Source organism: Mucilaginibacter sp. P5_A6, assembly GCF_056400585.1.
On sequence record NZ_JBFUKZ010000009.1, the window covers coordinates 33,185 to 52,625 of the forward strand.

Genomic DNA, 19,441 nt, shown 5'->3' on the forward strand with positions numbered 1-19,441 from the left:
AATTTTATTTTGCTTATCATACCCCTGAATTTTCACTGCACCATCATATAATTTATTACCCCATAGTTATTTGTCAATAGGCGTAACCCTAAACCAGTCAAAATCAGCATAGCCCGAATCATTGATTTGTGTATCGCGTGTACAGAATATGCCAACCTTAGCGCCTATCCATCGCCCCACTTCTGCCTGGAACGTTTCGCCTGCATTAATGAACGTTTGCCCATCTGTACTATAGCTAAAATCGCACTTTGCCCCGGCACTTACCTTTACGCGCAGCCACACAGCAGGCTTATCCAGTTTAGTAATGGTTTTCTCTTCTTCGGCGTTGCCTTTATCTGCATCTTTGCAATGATCAAACACCAGGTATACGCCATCTTTTTTATTTTTTACCGCTATGCTGGCGTAGCTGAAACCCATGATAGTTAAACCAGCTTTCTCTTCCAGTTTAATATTGGGGCTGAAGGTCATTTTGGTTGTAGCTTCAAACTCGCCGGCCATAAATTTCTGCAGCAGCACATTACCGGCTCCCCAAAGGTTTTTAGCACCGTCAGGCATCTTATCCGAATAAAGCCTTAGCGCGCCTTTGCCCGGGTTCAGATAATACCAGATGGCTCGTGTGTTAGCCATCCACTGCCACTGCAGGCCGAGGGTGTTGCCGTTAAACTCATCGCTTTCAAACGGCGTTTCAACAGGGTAAGTTTTACCAACATTTGGCTTTTTGTAAACCAGTACAGGTTCGCCTTTACCATCGCCATCTTTATCTGTACCTATCACCGGCCAGTTATTTTTCCAAACCATAGGCTGCAGGTGTACCACGCGGCCGTATTGCTCTTTATCCTGAAAGTGCAGGAACCAGTCTTCACCGGTTTGTGTGGTTACCCAGGCACCCTGATGCGGGCCATTAACGGTTGTTTTACCTTGGTCCATCACTACTTTACGCTCGTAGGGGCCATAAATGTTATTTGACCTTAATACCAGCTGCCATCCGGTAGGTACCCCACCCGCCGGTGCAAAAATGTAGTAATAACCATTCCGCTTGTAAAATTTAGGCCCTTCAATGGTTGGGTCGGTTTCGTGGCCATCATAAACTATTACGCCGACATCAGTTACTTTGGTGCCATCCGCATTCAGTTTATTTACAGCGATAACACTTTTAATACCGGCACGGCTGCCGGCAAAGCCATGCACCAGGTACATCTGCCCGTCATCATCCATCAGCGGGCAGGGGTCAATCAAACCTTTGCCTGCGTAAACCATTACGGGGTTACTCCAGGGCCCGGCCGCGTTTTTGGATTTTATAAGGTAAATGCCATAATCAGGATCAGGATAATACAGGTAAAACTCACCTTTGTAATAACGTAGTGCAGGAGCCCAAACGCCATCACCGTGACGGGGAATATCGAAATGATCAAAAGGTGGCTGGCGTACCAGGGCGTGGCCAATGATGCTCCAGTTCACCAGATCTTTTGAATGTAATATGGGCAACCCCGGTATATCCTCAAAACTGGATGAAACAAGATAAAAGTCATCGCCTACACGTATCGCGTCCGGATCAGAATAATCGGCATTCAGCACCGGGTTTTTATAGGTGCCGTTGCCCTGGTCGGCAACCCATACTTTAGATATATAGTTACTTTTTGCTACAGGTTTTACCTGCGCGTTAGCAAAAGGTACAGTGGCAGCAAAAGCCAGCATGCAGATGGTGTGTTTCATAATTATTTAGCTTCCGGGTCCCAGTTATCACTGCCGTCAAGGATGTTCTTAATTGTATACTGTTTTGCTTCCTGATCTGTTAGCTGGTGCGACCACTGTACGCGGGCTTTAGGGTTAGCGCCCGGTCCGGTGTTTTTATATTCGGCATAATAGGCTGTCTTTTCCTTATCCGGGAACATGCTGTCACCTTTCCACGGGTCCCAGCCCTGGGGAATGATGTGTGCGCCCATTTCAGTGTTCAGAAATACCGTTTTGGCATATGATCTCCAGGGCCTGCCCAGGTATTCCTTGTTTACCGATTCATCGGCGATCAGCTTACAGTTCATCAGCACATAACCATATTTTTGCAAGGAAGTAGTGGCCGCTGCGGTGATATAGGAGTTAACCAGGCTTTTAATAATGCAGCGCTGGAAAACAACGGTAGCCTCGCCAAACAGGAAATCTGTAGTGCCTTCAATATAACAATCCTGAAATAACTCACGCGATGTAGCGGTGGCGGTATACAGCGTATCCTGGTTGCCCAGCAGCTTGCAGCTACGCACAATGCAGCGGTCGCCTTCTACATGCAGTGCCACGGCTTGTCCCACCCGGCCGGCCGAATTGATAATGGTGAGGTTTTCTGCCGTAAAATTATTGCCGGCAACCAGTACAGTGTAAGAGGTGTAAGTTGAAAATTTATCCCTGCCAAAGGCGTCTTTACCACCAGGTACGGGTTTACCCGAATAGTCATCATTGGTGATAATGGTATTTTCTTTATCCTCACCAATAAGTGAGATATGTGTTTTCCACGATGGTATTACCAGCTTTTCGTGATAGATACCTTTTTTGATGTGGATAGGCACCTGTATGGCGCCCAAATCACGAACGGCGTTTATCGCTTCCTGTATGGATTTAAAATCACCGCTACCATCCTGCGCCACGGTTATTTCTTTGTAAACCTTAGTAACAGGCTGTGCCCGGCAAACTGCAACTGCCGCCAGCAGTAACAAGCTAAGTATGATATTTTTCATATTATGTTATTTTTTTCCTTCCAACCATTCAATTTCTGTAGCTGCAAGTATAAAAGCGCCAATACCTTTGGCATCATTGGTAATTACCTTTTCACTCAGGTAATAAGCGTAGCTGCCATCACGGTAAGGCTTACCGCCCAGTCCGCCTACCTGAACAGTGCCATCCAACACCATAAGGCCCTTGTTGTCGATACGGATAAATTTTTTAATAATACCTGCATACCCTTTCCGTGCCACAGGCATATAGCTTGCGGGCAGATATTTTTGACGTACAGCCTTAGCCAGCGTATACACAAACATACATGATGCAGACGCTTCCTGGTAATTACCTTTTTCAGCTCCTTTGTCCAGTACTTCGTACCAAAGTCCGGTAGGTTTATCCTGCCATCGCTCCACTGCCACGGCATAACGCTGCAGGATGGCCAGCAGTTCCTTACGCCTGGGATGATCAGCCGGAAATTGATCCAATGCATCAACCAGCGCCATGCCGTACCAGCCCATAGCCCGTCCCCAAAAGTTTGGTGAATGCCCGGTTTGCGGATCCGCCCAGCGCTCTTTCTTTGATGCGTCCCAGGCATGGTACAGCAATCCTGTTTTTTCATCCAGCGAATGTTTTTCCATTAATATGAACTGGTGGGCAATATCATTGAAAGCTGTATCCTCGCGAAAAGTGGCCGCATATTCGGCGTAAAATGGCTCGGCCATGTATAGGCCATCTAGCCACATTTGGTTCGGATAACGTTTTTTATGCCAAAAACCACCATCGAATGTACGGGGCTGCGTACGCAATTGTTCGCGCAATGTTTGCACAGCTTTCAGGTACTTATCCTGGTGTGTTTGCTGGTACAGCATCAGCACATTGCGGCCGCAAAGGATAAAATCGAGGTTATGATCGGACAGATTATACGTACGGATACTGCCGTCTGGCTGCACGAATTTATCCATACAGTGTTTTATAAAATCGAAATATTGCTTGTCGCCGGTTTGATGCCAGATGTTTTCGAATCCCTTCAATATAACACCCTGGTCATAAGTCCATTTGTTGCCTGTTGGCAGGCTGTCTTTCCAGATAGTCATCACGGTATGGGCCATTTGCTGTGAATAGGGCCTGGCTGATTGTGCACTGAGCGCTTGAACTGTTAACAATATAAAACCAAGTATTTGCAGGCGTAAAAAGCTTTTCATCATGGTGTTTATTTAAATATTTTAGTTAGAAACTGATCAATGTTGTTTACCATAGGGTTAAACCAGGGCTGATATAGACAAAAGGTGTGCGGCGTATCTTTAAAATTATCAATCCGTACATATACGCCTTTCTTATCCATCATCTCTTTAAATACATCACGACCGGCATGCATTCTGTCAACCGCGCTATTCAGGAACAGAAAAGGGAGCTTATTACGTTCGGCATAAGTAAGGGGGCTGGCCGCTGTCCAGATATCAAGGTTTTCGGTCCGTTTATAGCCTATCCACATGGTTGAGGCCGCAACCGTTTGCTGATTTTGAGTTTCCCAGGCGTCGGGCGACACAAATGTGAGCGTGCCATCAATATCGATCACGGCCTGTACCGAACTTGAATAACCTTTGTTAGAATCCAGCGCATCGAATTTATCTGAACCTGAAGTCATTCCTACTAATGCGGCCAGCTGCCCGCCAGCCGAAAAGCCCAAAACAGCGATCTTATTTGTATTGATATTAAATCTTTTCGCGTTAGCGTGCAGCCATTGTATTGCCGATTTGATATCATTCACCGCCGCGGGATAAAGCGCTTCGGTAGACAGGCGATATTCTACCGTAAAGCTGGCATAACCTAAAGCTGCCAAATGTTGTGCCAGCGGAATATGCTGTGCACGATTACCCGAACGCCAACCGCCGCCATGTATGATAATGATTGCGGGCGTAGGCTTTTTTTTAGCTGCCGATGGCGTAAAGGCATCAATATGCAGCTCGTGGCTGCCCACTTTGCCATAAACCAGATTACGCACCTCGGTTACTGCTTTGGAAGGGCTATCTGGAACGATCTTAATGAAAGGGTATTTCTTTACATTGTTTCTAAAATCGCGGGTAATGTTAAAAGAGGTATCCGGGGTAGTGGTTAGCCATTCCCCGGATTGCGCCGAAACATTTGTAAATGCAAGCTGGCCTAAAGCTAAGCCCAATAAGAGGATTTTGCTTTTCATGATGCTACCTGTTTAATCCCCTATCAGATCCTACTATATGGCTATTGATTTCAGGTGACAACCTGCGCAAGTCCGCCAGTACAATTTCGGCCATTTTGCGGGCACCCAGTTCATTGAAATGGGTATCGTCTTTTTTCCCGTCGGGGTAATTTGGATTTTCGCCGGGCTGCAGGTGATTGTATAGCCATTTAGCCCCTTCAGGGCCAAAGCGCTGTACCAGCGCCATGCTTTCCTGGTCAAGATCTATCAATTGCACACGCTTCTCTGTAGCTACATCGCGTACAATCCGGGCGTAACGGGCATGGGTATCCACTACTGTGCCTGTGCTGTCAAAACTGCGTCGTGTTACCGGGGTGATCAGTACAGGTATTGCTTTCTTGCTCCGGGTTTGATCAATATAGAGGATCAAATTATTTTTGAATTCCGTTTCTGTAGTAGCTGATTTTTTGGTGGGCACCTCATCGTTATGACCAAATTGTATCAGCACATAATCCTCTGCATTCAAATTATCGGTGATCTGCTTCCAAAGGCCGTCAGTCATGAAAGTGCGGGTGCTGCGGCCATTTTGGGCCTTGTTGACTACCACAACGGTTGAGTCGAAAAAAAATTTGAAACTCATGCCCCATCCGGTTTCGGGATATGCATTTACCTTTTTATCAGCCATTGTTGAATCGCCTGCTAAAAAAATGGTTAACTTTTTTTTAGGCGGAATAAAGCTTAATGCTATGCCGCCCAGCATCATAATTGCCAGGCTAAACCGATAGATTTTACTTTGACGCGGTTTCTTCATGATGATGTTATAGTTATTTGGTTAGCAGTTTTTCGGGGATGATGTTCATTTCAATCAGCCACATTTCGCATAATTTAGTCCATAACTCAGTCGACCCAGAATTATTGCGCAGCGCTATGGCATGTGCGCCTTGCGGAAATGCGTGAAAACTTACCGGCACGTTGTTTTGCAATAGTGACTGATAAAACATCAGGCTGTTCATTGGGTTTACTGCTTTATCATTAACGGCATCGGCAATAAAGCATGGGGGCGTGGTGCTGCTTACGTTAAGCTGGGCCGAAAAATGCTTCTTCAGATCTTCAGTAGCGTTGGGGCCCAGTAAATTTTTAACACTACCCGCATGTGCATAAGACGTACTGAGGTCGATCACCGGCGAAACCAGAATAGCAAAATTCGGACTGAATGAAACATGGTCGAGGCTATCCTTAATTGCACTAACGTCGGTGGTTTGGGTAACTGTGGTAGCAGCAAGATGCCCACCTGACGATGTACCCATGATGCCGATCTTTTCTGGATTGATGCCCCATTTTGCTGCATTGGCCCTGATATGGCGAATGGCTCGCTGTGCATCCATCAACGGGCCGATTTCACGTTGCTTCAAGTCAGGAGAGTTAGGGAGGCGGTAGTTAAGTACAAATGCCGAAACGCCCATGGTGTTGAACCATTTAGCCAGCTGCAGTCCACTGATCACGTAGGCAAGCCGCTCGTAACCACCACCCGGGCAAATAACCACTGCGGCACCCTTGTTTTCCTGTTTCCCGGGAAAGAACGCGTACACTCCCGGCAGCAGTACCCTGTAGATACGTTCATTAGCTACGCTGTCAGTAAGCCGCAGGTTTTTAGAGTTTGGGACATGGCCATGCGGCCATATCTCCATAAAGTTTTGTGCCTGTGTACGGGTTGAAAAGATCACTAATGCCAGTACGGTCAATTTGAAAAGCAAATGTTTCATCATTTATTCTGCCGGTTTATTTTGTCGTTGTTAATGCAGATTTATCCGCTCCATATTTAAATTCTGCCACCTGGCCGGCCGAACTGATATCTGTGTGCAATAAATCAACCTGACCCATATACTTGCCATTAATGCTTAACAGCAGATCAGGTTTTGCCGCCGATGCAAGGTTATCGATCCTGATTTTGTTACTGTTTTCTATATGAACCAACGGTCGGGCGGTTTTGCATTGCAGCATTACTTTGGTCAGGCTAACGTCGCTGGCATCAATTATTTCGGCTCCGTGATCGGCCTTGATCGAAATGTTTTCCAGATGGATGCCCTTGATGCTCATTTCAGGCAGGCCACGGATGAGCATGGCCCGGTTGGCACCATCGCAAACTACATTATTAATATAAAAATTGCGAAATTGGGGGGTTCCGGCGTCAACAGGTGGTTTTTCTTCGTCACCGCCGGTTTGGTCCAATGAAGGTGCCTTAGTAAAATAATACATATCAAACAGGATCGCATCGTGCACAATATTGCGCATGGAAATATTACGGATATAAATGTTTTCAACCACGCCGCCACGTCCTCTAACTGTTTTAAAACGCAGGCCGTTGTCGGTGCCAAAAAAACTGCAGTCTGAAACGAAAATATCATGTGCGCCTCCTGACATTTCGCTGCCGATCACGAAGCCACCGTGGGCACTGTATACCACATTGTTTTGGATCAAAATATTTTGACAAGGTTTGCCAACTTTCCTGCCTTCTTCATCTTTTCCCGATTTAATACAGATCCCGTCATCTCCGGCATCAATAGTGCAATTAACCACCCGCACATTTGAACAGGATTCAATATCCATACCATCTCCGTTCTGCGCATTTGACGCATTGCGGACATGCACCCCATCAAATGTCAGATCTTCACATTGTAGCGTATGAAGGCACCATGCTGCAGAGTTTTGAAAAGTTGTACCCTGCAGCAGCACCTTTTTACAATTACTGAATACGATGAGGTTAGGGCGGAAAAAATCTTTTATCTCCTGGTAATCGTCCGGTTTTTTACCGGTTTGTATATTGCCTGCATTACGGGTGCGGGCACCTTTAGCATAGCTGGCCGAAGGGTACCAGGTACGGCCGTCATCGCTAAGCTCACCGCCCGAAGCAATGAGTGCTTTCCAATCGCGGTCGGTAATATTGTCTTTACCCATTGCGCGCCAAACCTCTCCGTGCCCGTCAACAATACCCTCGCCGGTAATGGCGATGTTCTGCAGATCCTTACCTGAGATCGGAGACTGATTTCGGATGGACTTATGTCCTTCAAAGTTCCCTTCAATAAGGGCGAAACTGCTTTTATCAGATGTAAATTGTAGTACCGCAGCCTGGCTGAGATGAAGATTAACATTATTTTCCATCACAACAGGGCCGGTTAACCAAAATCCGGGAGGGATGAGCACAACACCGCCACCATGCTCGCTACACGCGTTGATAGCCGCGGCGATACTTTGCGTATTAAGCGTGAACCCGCCCGCTTTGGCACCAAATTTTTCAATGTTAAAGGTGTCGGTTTTAAAGGATGGTAATTCGGCGGTTGGCAGATGTTGCCAGGAATAAAAGGCGGTGTTTTTTTGCCCGCTCGCTTCTAAGCATAAGCAAAATAATAAAATTGCTAATAAGTTCAGTTTTTTAAGATGCATGTTATTTTAGGTATACGTTCATCCGCAAATAGCCGGTCCATAAAATATTGGATAGGGAAAAAATCCTTTTCAGAGAAACAGATCTATAGTTGGTTGAAACAAACATATTAACATAACCCTATCCGGAGGTTTAAAAATTGGTCTAAAATGTTCAATAATTGAAGCTTCTTTGCAATAAATCCAGTTTGTTTTGTCTTTGTCTGATCTATTCTAGATGGGGAACATTAAATGGCAGGTGGGTTTGACAGTTGATGAACTCGAATTTTGCAGAGGAGGATATGATAATTATCAATACTGAATTGAGAAAACTTATAAACTAAATCTGCTGGTAAGTAATATAAGGTGGATATTCCGGGAGGCTTGACCATGCGATTCCGTGCCTAAAGTTTATTTAGTTGTGTAAGTTTAATCATTAAACAGTTAATTTTATGTAAGATTATTAGCACGATCAATGTTTTTCGGAACGATTGGTTTGATATTTCGGAATAGGGGGGCAATGGCCTCAGAATGTCCAATCAGAACCTCCAATATAAGCGACAATGTATTATCTAAAATAGCTAGTAGAGAGAATTATAAACTCGATAGTAGAGAACTATCAAAGTTTTCTACTAACAACCCAATGGTCTATCCCTTACGGAATAGGCTGGTCAAGGCTTCCGGAATATCCAATATGCCTCATAGCATCACTTTACATGCGGAACATCTCACCGCTACAAAAAACAAGAGACCTCACCTGTTTTCAATGGCAAGGCTCTGTTTCTTTGTCGGGACAGCGTTATTGACCTATCTGTTTGGTTTGTGCAACAGGCTGCATTTGGGTTTTATTAAACAATTGAATTTGATAGCTAAACGTCGTTGGTTTGGCATACACCCGGTATTGCTCCAGCCGCTTGGGGCCACAGCCATAAGACCCCACAAGCTGCATATTCTGAAAACTCAACAAAGGGTCATTTTTCCGTTTTATTATAAAAGATGATTTCTTTTATTCGTATCGGTCCCGAAAATGCTATTACATGAAGCCTGAGTTTCCGGGTATTAACAGTTGGGAAAGTTTGAATTCTTTTATGACCTATTGACGATCCCTCACAAATTATTTTCCACTTGCTATTAAGCCATGCTTCGACATTATACTTGCGGACATTTTCGCCTTTTGCTATATTTTCCATCAAAACAATTTGGTTTACTTGCCGGGGTTTGCGACCTAAATTGAGAGTGATTTCATTGCCCTCCCCTATAGTTTCGGCAATGACACTACTAAATCTTCGTTTAATTTCAAGTCCAAATTCCTTAAAAACAGCTGTTTCTTTTGCAGGAAATGCACCTGATGTATCTATTGCCATTCCAATAAGCATATTAGCATTTCTACCAACGGAGCAATAGTACTTGTCAACCAAGTCACTCACCGGCAACACATCCTGCTCCCTATTTGCCCGCCAGAACCAGCCCCCTTCCCATGACGAATTTCTCCGGCTGGGAAAGTCTGCTTCGCCGGGGCACCAAATGCTGCCATCCGGGTCACCATTTAGTCCTTTAACTTCAACCCTTCCATCCGATGATGTAACGACATTTGTACGGCTCCACATTGGATATGGTGCATTACCGTATTCATTGCCTACCCACCTTATGAGATTTTTACATGCCATCGGACCTTGAAAAAGAATAGCCTGCGGCTGTTCCTTATTAATCAATTGAGCTATTTCGTTTGATACACCACCTTTATCTGATGGCAATATTCCTCCGTCATACCATATCTCAAAAAACCTACCATATTGCGTATATAACTCGGTAAGTTGCGATAGTACCATCTTATTATAAGCTCGGCGAACTGAGTCGGTCATGGGCGCATCCGCCGCCGCACCTAAGTAAGTGTTGTTGTTAACACTGCAATATATTCCAGGTCTGATTCCATATTTTTTGCAAGAAGCTAAAAAATCAGCCAAAACATCGCCTTTCCCATTTTTCCAGGGTGTGTTGCTTATATTATAGTCATGCACTTTGGTTGGCCAAAGGGAAAACCCAGTGTTATGTTTTACAACTAAAACAGCATATTTTGCTCCGGCAGACTTTGCGGCAGAAATCCACTGATCTGTATTTAGTTTGGATGGATGAAATGAGCTTAAAGGTGGTAAAGTTTGCTTTTGACCATCGTGATAAGAATCGGGCGCAAAAATGTTCATGCCAAGGTGGATGATTACCCCTATTTCAGCATTGGCCCATTCCTGTTGTTCCGTGGTAGGTAAAACTTGTCGATCCTGTTGCGTAAAACCATAAAAAGGTACTAAGACAAATAACAGCAAAAAAAATAGTTTTTCTCATGATTTGTTATAATGATTTAATAGTTTCAGTTGTTAGTGGCAGGGAGTTTGGCTCCCGCATTATTCAATGCGATCATTACAGCTAGATAAAACGCCCGATCTTCATCAGGATACCCATTAAAAGTAATAATAAAAATTAGCTAAATTCGCCAAATAAGATAAACGGATAGTTGAGCAATTAGTGAAGTTTTGAGCTGTTATATGAAAGCTGAAAAACAAACATCCTAAAAACCTATGAATATTGATTAATGGATAAAGTTAATTTACTGGCTACAGTGGCTGTAGTGACAATCTCCATTTCATTATTTTTTTCCTTGTTTTTGCTAACCGTTAAAACAGCACATAAATTAAGTAATCGCCTTTTTACTTTTTTTCTCATTTTAAATGCAATTGACAACAGTGTAAACCTAGGTTACCTGTTTGAAATTCCGTTGACTGGAAGAATTTTTATCAGCTCATTTTTTTTCCTGCAGCTTCCGGTTTTTTACTTATATGTCCTATCTGTGTGCTATTCTGATTTTAAGTTGAAACCAGCTCATTTAATTCATATCATTCCTTTTCTGCTGGCAAACTTAATCTTATTGCCTCGCTTTTATACTGTCGATCTGGCTTCTAAAATTAGCTTCCTTGCAAAAGGCAGCAGTATGCTGGAGGTACAGTTCAACCATATCTTAATGCATGTTCAATGTGTTTTTTATATCGTAGCAGCTTTTATGATCTTAAGAAAAGCAAAAAAGATTTACCTTGAAAATTACACCGGGGCAAGTCTGGAATCTCTTAACTGGTTATTCCAGTTTACTGTAGCACTATCGATCTTCTTTGCTATTGCGCTTTTAAAGAACATCTTTAAGTTTACTGACTTTCTTAATATTTCCGATTGGTTAAAAGTTGGACTGATCCTCTCTGAGCTGATTATCATTTTTTGGTATCTGTACAAAGCATTAAATAATCCAAGCCTGTTCAGAAATATCGATTCAAAATTAAAGCTTGTTTCAGATATTATTTTAGAAGACAAGAATAGCAGCCCAATGGCAAAAAACCAGAAAGAGCATAATTCTGCATTATTGAAGCTAAGGGAATATATGGTAGAAGAAAAGCCATTTCTTAATCCTTCTTTAACAATACAGGAAGTTTCCAAAGATATCCAGATTCCCATGCGTGAATTATCTGTTTTAATTAATCATCATTTGGAGCAGCATTTTTACGACTTCGTTAATAACTACCGAATAGAGTATGCTATGGATATTTTGAACGACGCTTCAAAAAACAAGGTAACTGTTTTAGAAATTCTGTATGCAGCAGGTTTTAATTCAAAATCTTCTTTTAATACTGCCTTTAAAAAATATACAGGTCATACACCGACTGAATATCGCAAAGGTCTATAGGACAGATATTTGTGATTATTCGTACTTCTTGTTTTAATTATTCGTACTTATTTTTCAGAACAAATGCGTTCGAATGCTTTTATTCGGTCGCAAAGAGCTGATTTCTTCCACAAATTTGTATCGAAATAATTTTTAATCTAAAATACGGTACAATGAAAACCTCAGTTACATTTTTAGCAACGCTTTTGATAAGCAGCTTTTCTTTTGGACAGAACATCACCAAAAGGATTGACTCGATAATAACGAATAACTTTAAAAAAAATCCAGAAGTAGGAATCAGCGTTGGCTTTATCGAAAATAATAAAGAGTTCTTTACATCCCATGGAAAATTGAATGCAGAAAGTCAAACACACATTGATAAAAATTCCATATTCGAAATTGCATCTATCACTAAGATTCTAACTTCAAACTTAATTGCGCAGGCGGTTATTGAGCATAAAATAAAGTTAGATGATTATATCGACAACTTACTTCCCAAAGTATATGTGTTGCATGAAAACCTGAAGAACAAAATAAAGATTTCAGATCTGGCGTCTCACCAATCAGGTCTGCCCGATATAGATTTTGGGAAGTTGATAGCGCTGGATCCACAACAGCCAATAAATAGCGTTACCGAAAAAACGTTGAGTGTTATAATAAACAATTGTAGTGAACTTAAAGATTTTGGCAAATATCGTTACTCTACTATGGGATATACTTTGCTTGGGCAGATATTGGAAAATGCGTATGGCAAGAGTTATGACAAGATCATTCGTGAAAAGATGCTGGAGCCTTTAAAAATGACAAATACACTTACTAAAGATTTTGATGTAAAGAACAGAACAACCGCTCACAACCCTGAAGGGGGAATTCAGGAATATCTCAAATGGAATGTTACCGCACCTGCTGCTCTCGTAAAATCTAATGCTTCCGATATGGTCAAGTTTTTAAAAGCGATATTGAACAAGAAAACTGAGGTGGGGAAAGCTGGAATAATTACCGAAAAAATATTCTATAAAGACGAAAACAGGGAAATGGGACTGGGCACAAACATCTCAACGGATGATAAAAATACGATTTACCTAAAATCGGGAGATTCTATGGGACAATCTTCAATTATCTGTTATAACAGGGCTAAAAATTGGGGTATTGTAATATTGCTTGACCAACGGAATTCGAAAATGAGACAAAATCTTTTGAACGTCATTTATGATACGGTTTTAAAATAAATAAGACACCATCATTTGTCATATTGGTTCGAATGTAACTGTGATTAATCGGTCAGTTTTATTAGTTTAACTCGATTTCGTATATCTGCTTGCTAAAATACATTCTAATCCAAACATTCAAGATGCCTTAATTGATAACACACCGGAAGGGGATATCGAACCTCAAAGTATCATTTGAATTAGTTTACGATTTGCATAATCATGTTTCACAGATAAATAATATCGGCGATTATTAATGTGGTCTATTGTGTAAAGTCTACAGGGAATAAAATTAGGCATCGTCCATCATCCAAATAGGTCACCGATTACTTTGAATTACATTGAACTAACTTGTATTGAAATTTTTGAGAAAAGCGGAGGGATGGATTTGAAGAAAGTTGGTTTTAAAGCTAAAAACCGCGTTCAAACAAAAAAGAGCCTCTTTTTCAAGAGGCTCCTACAAAAAAACCGGCTGCGAACTCTGGTATTCTGTTCGCTTCTGTGATCCCGCTGGGATTCGAACCCAGGACCCCAACATTAAAAGTGTTATGCTCTACCAGCTGAGCTACGGAATCAAAATTTAACTTTTGCGGCAATCAGGCCGTTTGTGTCAAAGAGATTCAATTATGGTTTTAAATAAGAAAAGCCTTCTTTCAAAGGCTTTTCGTGATCCCGCTGGGATTCGAACCCAGGACCCCAACATTAAAAGTGTTATGCTCTACCAGCTGAGCTACGGAATCAAACTTTTAACTTTTTCGGCAATCATACCGTTTCCGTTTAAAGTGGTGCAAATATAGGGCGATTAATAATATGATGCAAGTGCTTTTTGCAATTAATTGTAAAGTATATGTTAAGCTATTAATTGCCAATAAACTACATTTTAAATACTGCAATTTTGCCCTTGTCTCCGGCCAATAAAACCAGTTTTCCACGTTTTGCTTTGCGGCAAACATTAAAGCTGGTGGTATCAACTTGCTTCCACGATTGGCCCTGGGTTGTTGATATATTACTGCCCGATGTTCCGGTTGATAAATAAACCCCGTCCTTAATCCTTTCAACACATGATTGAAAGCCCGGTGGGCCACTTTTTATCAGCCCATACCCATCATCCAACTTGCTGTATTTACAGCTTACCGAGTCAGCAATCTTATCTTTTGCATAATTACCCCCCACGGCTACTAAAAGATCATCAGATATAGAAAATGCGCCTTTGCTGCCTGCCCCATGGGCCAGGGGCAAACTTTTTGCCTGCCATTGCGGTTTGCCGCAATTACATAAACGCAAAAAACGGGCAACCGTACCCCCGCTTGCTATCACAACGCCCAGGTTTTTACTTACCCGCAAACAAGTGCCACTTGCCGCAAATGCTGCTTCACCAGGCATAGCATCGGGCGTATTTTTCATTTCGCTCCAGGTTTCGCCGCCGTCTTTAGTTTCCATCAGCAAAAATTTGTTGTTTATCGGGTCGCCTAAAATATAGCCATGTTTGGCATCGGCAAAATCCATGGCATCAAAAAAGTAAACACTATCGGTTTTGCGGCATTTTTCCTGCCAGCTTTTACCTCCGTCGGTGGTTTTTAAAACCAGCGCCGGTGTGCCCGAGCTCATGATCACCGCTTCCTGGCCGTTAAACGCTTCAATATCCCTGAAATCGGCCCTTTCGTAACCTTTAACCTGCTGCCAGTTCCAGGTTGTTCCGCCATCGTTAGTGATGGCAATATGCCCCTTGCTGCCGCTGATCCAGGCAGTTTTATCATCTACTACCGATAGCCCTCGGATACTTGTAGGTTTATCCTGCTGCAAAATAGTTATGGTTTGTGCCGACGAGATCAATGGCAAAACAAATAAAACACTGAGTATAAGCTGGTAAAATCGTTTCATTAATTTGTGTATAAATATCAATATGGTTCCTAAATTAATTGTTAGCAAGCCAAGTAACAACAACCTGCCGATTTTTATATTTATTAAGTTGCTTTTTGACAGAAACGATTATATTTGCACGCTTGTTAATAAAACAACAGGCCCGGATGGCGAAATTGGTAAACGTTGCGGTCTCAGAAGCCGTTGAGAATTGTCTCTTGAGAGTTCGAGTCTCTCTTCGGGCACGCCTTTTTTAAGATATGAGATTTGAGATATGAGATTTGAGAAAATTTCATGTCTCATATCTCAAATCTAACATCTCAGATCTTTTTTCTGACAAATGCCCAGGTGGCGAAATTGGTAGACGCACCATCTTGAGGGGGTGGCATTCGTAAGGATGTACGAGTTCGAATCTCGTTCTGGGCACTCGCAAAAATCTTCAAATATCCCCCCTTACCCCTACCGGCTATAATAAACAACGGCCCGGGCAAACATCTTTAAATGTTAGCTGTAACGTATATACACCAAACACTCCTGATGCAAAAACAATTATTTTCCCTGTTAATTGCACTGTGTACAGCATTTACGGTAAATGCTCAAACCCGGGCAGTCCGTCAATATAAAGATCATGTTTTCCCCAATGTTGATATTAAACAAGAGCTGAGTTATAACCCATTTGCTTTACCTGCTGATAAAGAATCATACTTATTTGATCTCTATCAGCCTAAAGGCGACCACTCCACAGCAAGGCCATTAATTATATGGATGCATGGCGGAGGTTTTAAATATGGTTCAAAAACAGCCAAAGGAATCCGGATGTGGAGTAAGGATTTTGCCCAACGCGGTTATGTTTGCGCGGCAATTAATTATCGCTTAAGTAAAAAGAATCCGGCATTACATTTTAACGAGCTACAAAACAACTGTTATTATGCCGTACAGGATGTAAAAACCGCCATCAAATATTTTAAACAGCATCATACAGAATACAATATAAACCCGGATAAAATTATCCTGGCAGGCAATTCGGCGGGAGCCATCATAGCACTGCAGGCGGCTTACAGCAGCAATGCCGAGCTTTCCAGCCGTACAGGTGTAACAGATTCAACCACGACATCAAAACTCAACGATAGGGCCCGGATTGCCGGTATCATCAACTTTTGGGGAGGTTTGTTTGATATCCGCTGGTTAAAAAACGCGCGAATACCTATTGTGAGTGTTTATGGCTCAAATGACCATATTGTAAAACCAGCCCAGGCTGATACTGGCTTATATGGCAGCATCGCTATTCATGAAAAGGCTGATTCCTTACAAATTCCTAATGGCTTAAAAACATTTAAAGGCTTTGGGCACGAGCTGCAAAGGCATTTTAATCCCTTATTCGGGGCTGGCAAACCCGCGCAAAAAAGATGGCTGGAAGCTGCTCAGTTTGCCGCGGATTTTTATTACGAGATATTATTTAACAAACCGGCGTAAACAATTGTTTAATTTTGACGTTGCTGTATTGAAAATGCTTAAAACTAACTAATTACATATTTATGAAATTAACAAGGATAGTCACAATTGCTACGTTAGCTATTTTTAGCTTACAGGCTTTGGAGGTATCTGCCGATGAGCTGCCTGCTGTTGCAGAAGCATCTGTTTTACAGATTAAACTACCGCCACCCCCACCACGACCACCAGCACCACCAAATCCATTCAAGAGACGACATCACAGGCGTCATCGCCGCCATAGGAGCGGAGGCCTGCATATAAAACTTCCGCCAAGGCCACCGGCACCGCCAAACCCGCTTCATTTACCAACACCACCACGGCCATAAATATATAAGCCCCCGAGTATATCAGGGGCTTTTTATTTAGGTTTATTTATTTTTTATTGAGGTTTATTTATTTTTATCGAGGTTTATTTATCTTTTATTGGGGTAGGTTATAAAAGAAGTTTTCGGTAACAATTTTACCATCCTTAACTTCGTAAACACAAACTTCGCTCATCATGCTGCGACCTTGCCCTTTGTAGGTAACATCCATATCCATGGTACATGAAAAGAAATTACCGCTTACAATAGGATCAGATATCTCGCCGCTATGAATCTCTTCAACCATATCATACCATTGCTGATTTTTGGCCAATGCGGCTTCCTTACCTTCTGAAAGTTCCATCTGCGAACCCTTTGGCTCATGGCTCACAACATTATCGGCATAAAGCTCATGTATTGCATCTAAATTTTTGCCTTCGCGGCAAAACTCAACTAATTTTTCAGCTACTTCCTGTGTGTTCATTTTTATAGGTTTTAATTGGTTTTTGTTAGTTTAAAGTTATCTATAATAACAAAAACAACACTGTTTGTTACTTTAAGTTTAGGTTAAGTTTTAATAACAGGCAAAGGATGCAGAACGGTTGGACGAAGGACAGGTCCACCCAATCCGAGCCATCAAATTCATTGTCTTAATTCTTGCTTCCCGGTTCTATTTCCCTTGTCGCTATTTATTTAATAGTGGTATATTACGGGGGCAATTATTAACCTCTTCTTTATCTGTAAAACAAACATCATGACCGCAGTTAGCATCGATCAGATCATCACCGACCTGGAAGCCATCATAGCCGATTCCATTGCAACCGGTAACAGGGCCGGATATTTCGCGGCCTTGTACCATAAGGTTACATGCCGGGTAAAAGAAGGGATTGCGGCCGGTGAGTTTGAAGATGCCGCAAGAATGGAACAACTGGATGTAACATTTGCAAGCCGCTACATTACCGCCTACAAACAATGGCAGCAAAAACAACAGCCTACCGCCTCGTGGACGCTAACCTTCGGCATCTTTAGCAAGTCGTCAAAAGTGGTACTACAACACTTACTGGCCGGCATGAACGCCCATATTAACCTGGACCTGGGTATTGCGGTTGTTGAGACAGCAAACGCCCTTAACCAGCCGCTTAGCCTGGTACATAAGGATTTTAATGCCATCAATACCATACTATCAGCCCTTACCTACGAGGTGATCAACGAGCTTAACCAGGTATCTCCACTGTTATCGCTGGCGGGCCTGCATGCGCAAAATAATTCCATACTTATCCAGTTTGCGCTTGGCAATGCACGGGATGGGGCCTGGTGCTTCGCCGAAGACCTTTTTGGGCGTAAAGACCAGGATTACCTTAACCTGATAACCAAACGCGATAGTGATATCCACAAACTGGGCACAGGCATCATCGGCCCTGTGGGCCTGTTGCGCTTCACCATGTGGCTAATTCACCTGTTTGAATGGCGCAACCCGACAAAAATCACCAGGGTATTGAGCACGTATAAAAAAGCTTATCTGAAGGTAAATTAATCAGGTCGATGTTTGATGGGTTTCATGCACCGGCAGGAAACACCATTATTCTCTATTATTTATTGGATACGCCTATCTTTTCTTTAACCCGCTTAAATAGCCTGGCATTATTTACATGATCATTTTCTTCGTTTTCGTTAAAATAACCGGTCAGGATACTTACAAAAAGCTCATTTGCAGGGTCGGATTCAATAAGGTTTTTCAATATCAAAAGTTCACCGGCGGATGCTTCGCCGATGAGTTTTTTGATGGTTAGGTTGATGATATTTTTTTGATGCATAAAAGCCTTTTAATTATTGCAGGAGGCAAAAAACAAGGGTCTTATTGCTTTATTTTATCCCACAAATCCCGGTTAAATGCCAATACCTTAATAACCGTTCCGTTTTGGTCTTTGGTGAATTTTAATGGGAACCCCCGTTCTTTGTTTAAGAACACAAGATCAGACAGGGCTATAAAATTTATTTCCTGCTGGTCCCAAAGTTGTTTTAGCATCAAGCCATTGGCCGTAGCTGTAATTTGAAGAAAGGCTTCTTTTTTCTCTTCAAACTGGTATTTGCCTTCAAAAGCTTTTAGCTGTTCGGCGCTAAGCTTTACTTCAACAACAGGTGTAATGTGTTTAACTTTTATCCATAGCTGTTTACCAGCTAACAGGGCCTGACTAATTTCGCCGGCATCGTTTTTTGAAAAAGTAAGCGTTAATGCTTCATCCCCGTCGTCGTCCGGAGCTTCAAAGCTAAATTCTGATTTACGGGTTAGCACCATTTGCTGATTACCACCAACCATTTTTGCAACTAATTTATCGTTTACAAGGGCGATTTGGTAATTGATAAATTCATTTTCTTTAAGCTGGTAAATTCCTTCAAAGGCCTTAAGCGTGGTATCGGCAGCAATTACCGTAGGGTGCTTAACCGGGTTTGCAATTGCCTTATTTATGGTAAAGCTGCCTAATAAAAAAAGCAGCATTATAAATGCTAACCTGCATTTATAATCGTTTAGGTTTTCTTTTAAGTTTTTCATTATCATTTGATTTTAAAGGGAGATTGG

Annotated in this window: 17 protein-coding genes and 4 tRNA genes; 7 read left to right on the top strand and 14 right to left on the bottom strand. The window is 42.3% G+C overall.

Annotation, left to right across the window (positions count from 1 at the left end):
- Nucleotides 1-66: 66 nt before the first annotated feature.
- From AC1DO4_RS11975 to AC1DO4_RS12010, 8 genes are all read right to left on the bottom strand, one after another.
- On the bottom strand, nt 67-1,713 hold the full coding sequence (locus AC1DO4_RS11975) for a glycoside hydrolase family 43 protein (RefSeq protein WP_477416027.1): 1,647 nt from the start codon (nt 1,711-1,713) through the stop codon (nt 67-69).
- Nucleotides 1,714-1,715: 2 nt separating this feature from the next.
- Nucleotides 1,716-2,723 (bottom strand): pectinesterase family protein, encoded by a 1,008-nt coding sequence (locus AC1DO4_RS11980; RefSeq protein WP_477416029.1) that lies wholly within the window; start codon nt 2,721-2,723, stop codon nt 1,716-1,718.
- A 6-nt stretch (nt 2,724-2,729) separates the two neighbouring features.
- Nucleotides 2,730-3,911, bottom strand: coding sequence for a glycoside hydrolase family 88/105 protein (locus tag AC1DO4_RS11985; RefSeq protein WP_477416031.1), 1,182 nt, complete (start codon nt 3,909-3,911; stop codon nt 2,730-2,732).
- A gap of 5 nt (nt 3,912-3,916) precedes the next feature.
- Nucleotides 3,917-4,903, bottom strand: a complete 987-nt coding sequence (locus AC1DO4_RS11990) for an alpha/beta hydrolase fold domain-containing protein (RefSeq protein ID WP_477416033.1) — start codon at nt 4,901-4,903, stop codon at nt 3,917-3,919.
- A gap of 4 nt (nt 4,904-4,907) precedes the next feature.
- Entirely contained in the window at nt 4,908-5,693 is a 786-nt protein-coding gene (locus tag AC1DO4_RS11995) for a rhamnogalacturonan acetylesterase (RefSeq protein ID WP_477416035.1), read from the bottom strand.
- A 13-nt stretch (nt 5,694-5,706) separates the two neighbouring features.
- A complete protein-coding gene (locus AC1DO4_RS12000) occupies nt 5,707-6,648 on the bottom strand; it encodes an alpha/beta hydrolase (RefSeq protein ID WP_477416037.1) in 942 nt (313 codons plus the stop codon).
- A gap of 13 nt (nt 6,649-6,661) precedes the next feature.
- The gene (locus tag AC1DO4_RS12005) at nt 6,662-8,323 is read right to left on the bottom strand and encodes a glycoside hydrolase family 28 protein (RefSeq protein ID WP_477416039.1); all 1,662 of its coding nucleotides are present in this window, start codon (nt 8,321-8,323) and stop codon (nt 6,662-6,664) included.
- A 947-nt stretch (nt 8,324-9,270) separates the two neighbouring features.
- Nucleotides 9,271-10,620, bottom strand: coding sequence for an alpha-L-fucosidase (locus AC1DO4_RS12010; protein ID WP_477416041.1), 1,350 nt, complete (start codon nt 10,618-10,620; stop codon nt 9,271-9,273).
- Between the two features lie 266 nt (nt 10,621-10,886).
- On the opposite strand from AC1DO4_RS12010, the gene AC1DO4_RS12015 reads away from it, so the two are divergent.
- Together AC1DO4_RS12015 and AC1DO4_RS12020 are read left to right on the top strand one after the other, a co-directional pair.
- Complete coding sequence (locus AC1DO4_RS12015) at nt 10,887-12,023, top strand: helix-turn-helix domain-containing protein (protein ID WP_477416043.1); 1,137 nt, start codon at nt 10,887-10,889, stop codon at nt 12,021-12,023.
- Nucleotides 12,024-12,175: 152 nt separating this feature from the next.
- Nucleotides 12,176-13,231: a serine hydrolase domain-containing protein gene (locus AC1DO4_RS12020; protein ID WP_477416045.1), complete on the top strand. Its 1,056-nt coding sequence runs from the start codon at nt 12,176-12,178 to the stop codon at nt 13,229-13,231.
- A 481-nt stretch (nt 13,232-13,712) separates the two neighbouring features.
- On the opposite strand, the gene AC1DO4_RS12025 is transcribed toward AC1DO4_RS12020, so the two are convergent.
- The 3 genes from AC1DO4_RS12025 to AC1DO4_RS12035 all read right to left on the bottom strand — a co-directional run bounded on the left by AC1DO4_RS12025 (nt 13,713) and on the right by AC1DO4_RS12035 (nt 15,091).
- Nucleotides 13,713-13,785 (bottom strand) — tRNA-Lys (locus AC1DO4_RS12025).
- A 92-nt stretch (nt 13,786-13,877) separates the two neighbouring features.
- Nucleotides 13,878-13,950, bottom strand: a tRNA-Lys gene (locus tag AC1DO4_RS12030).
- Between the two features lie 133 nt (nt 13,951-14,083).
- The gene (locus AC1DO4_RS12035) at nt 14,084-15,091 is read right to left on the bottom strand and encodes a WD40/YVTN/BNR-like repeat-containing protein (RefSeq protein WP_477416047.1); all 1,008 of its coding nucleotides are present in this window, start codon (nt 15,089-15,091) and stop codon (nt 14,084-14,086) included.
- A gap of 140 nt (nt 15,092-15,231) precedes the next feature.
- On the opposite strand from AC1DO4_RS12035, the gene AC1DO4_RS12040 reads away from it, so the two are divergent.
- From AC1DO4_RS12040 to AC1DO4_RS12055, 4 genes are all read left to right on the top strand, one after another.
- A tRNA-Leu gene (locus AC1DO4_RS12040) sits at nt 15,232-15,315 on the top strand.
- Nucleotides 15,316-15,412: 97 nt separating this feature from the next.
- Nucleotides 15,413-15,496, top strand: a tRNA-Leu gene (locus AC1DO4_RS12045).
- Between the two features lie 111 nt (nt 15,497-15,607).
- The gene (locus tag AC1DO4_RS12050; RefSeq protein WP_477416049.1) at nt 15,608-16,543 is read left to right on the top strand and encodes an alpha/beta hydrolase; all 936 of its coding nucleotides are present in this window, start codon (nt 15,608-15,610) and stop codon (nt 16,541-16,543) included.
- Nucleotides 16,544-16,605: 62 nt separating this feature from the next.
- The gene (locus AC1DO4_RS12055) at nt 16,606-16,887 is read left to right on the top strand and encodes a hypothetical protein (RefSeq protein ID WP_477416051.1); all 282 of its coding nucleotides are present in this window, start codon (nt 16,606-16,608) and stop codon (nt 16,885-16,887) included.
- Between the two features lie 94 nt (nt 16,888-16,981).
- Here the strand turns inward: AC1DO4_RS12055 and AC1DO4_RS12060 are convergent, their stop codons facing one another.
- Nucleotides 16,982-17,347, bottom strand: coding sequence for a SnoaL-like domain-containing protein (locus tag AC1DO4_RS12060; protein ID WP_477416053.1), 366 nt, complete (start codon nt 17,345-17,347; stop codon nt 16,982-16,984).
- A 270-nt stretch (nt 17,348-17,617) separates the two neighbouring features.
- Here AC1DO4_RS12060 and AC1DO4_RS12065 point away from each other — a divergent pair, with 270 nt between their 5' ends.
- Nucleotides 17,618-18,397, top strand: a complete 780-nt coding sequence (locus AC1DO4_RS12065; protein WP_477416055.1) for a DUF5995 family protein — start codon at nt 17,618-17,620, stop codon at nt 18,395-18,397.
- Nucleotides 18,398-18,452: 55 nt separating this feature from the next.
- Here AC1DO4_RS12065 and AC1DO4_RS12070 read toward each other — a convergent pair whose 3' ends face one another.
- Complete coding sequence (locus AC1DO4_RS12070; RefSeq protein WP_477416057.1) at nt 18,453-18,677, bottom strand: hypothetical protein; 225 nt, start codon at nt 18,675-18,677, stop codon at nt 18,453-18,455.
- Nucleotides 18,678-18,718: 41 nt separating this feature from the next.
- Nucleotides 18,719-19,414: a hypothetical protein gene (locus AC1DO4_RS12075; RefSeq protein ID WP_477416059.1), complete on the bottom strand. Its 696-nt coding sequence runs from the start codon at nt 19,412-19,414 to the stop codon at nt 18,719-18,721.
- Nucleotides 19,415-19,441 lie beyond the last annotated feature (27 nt).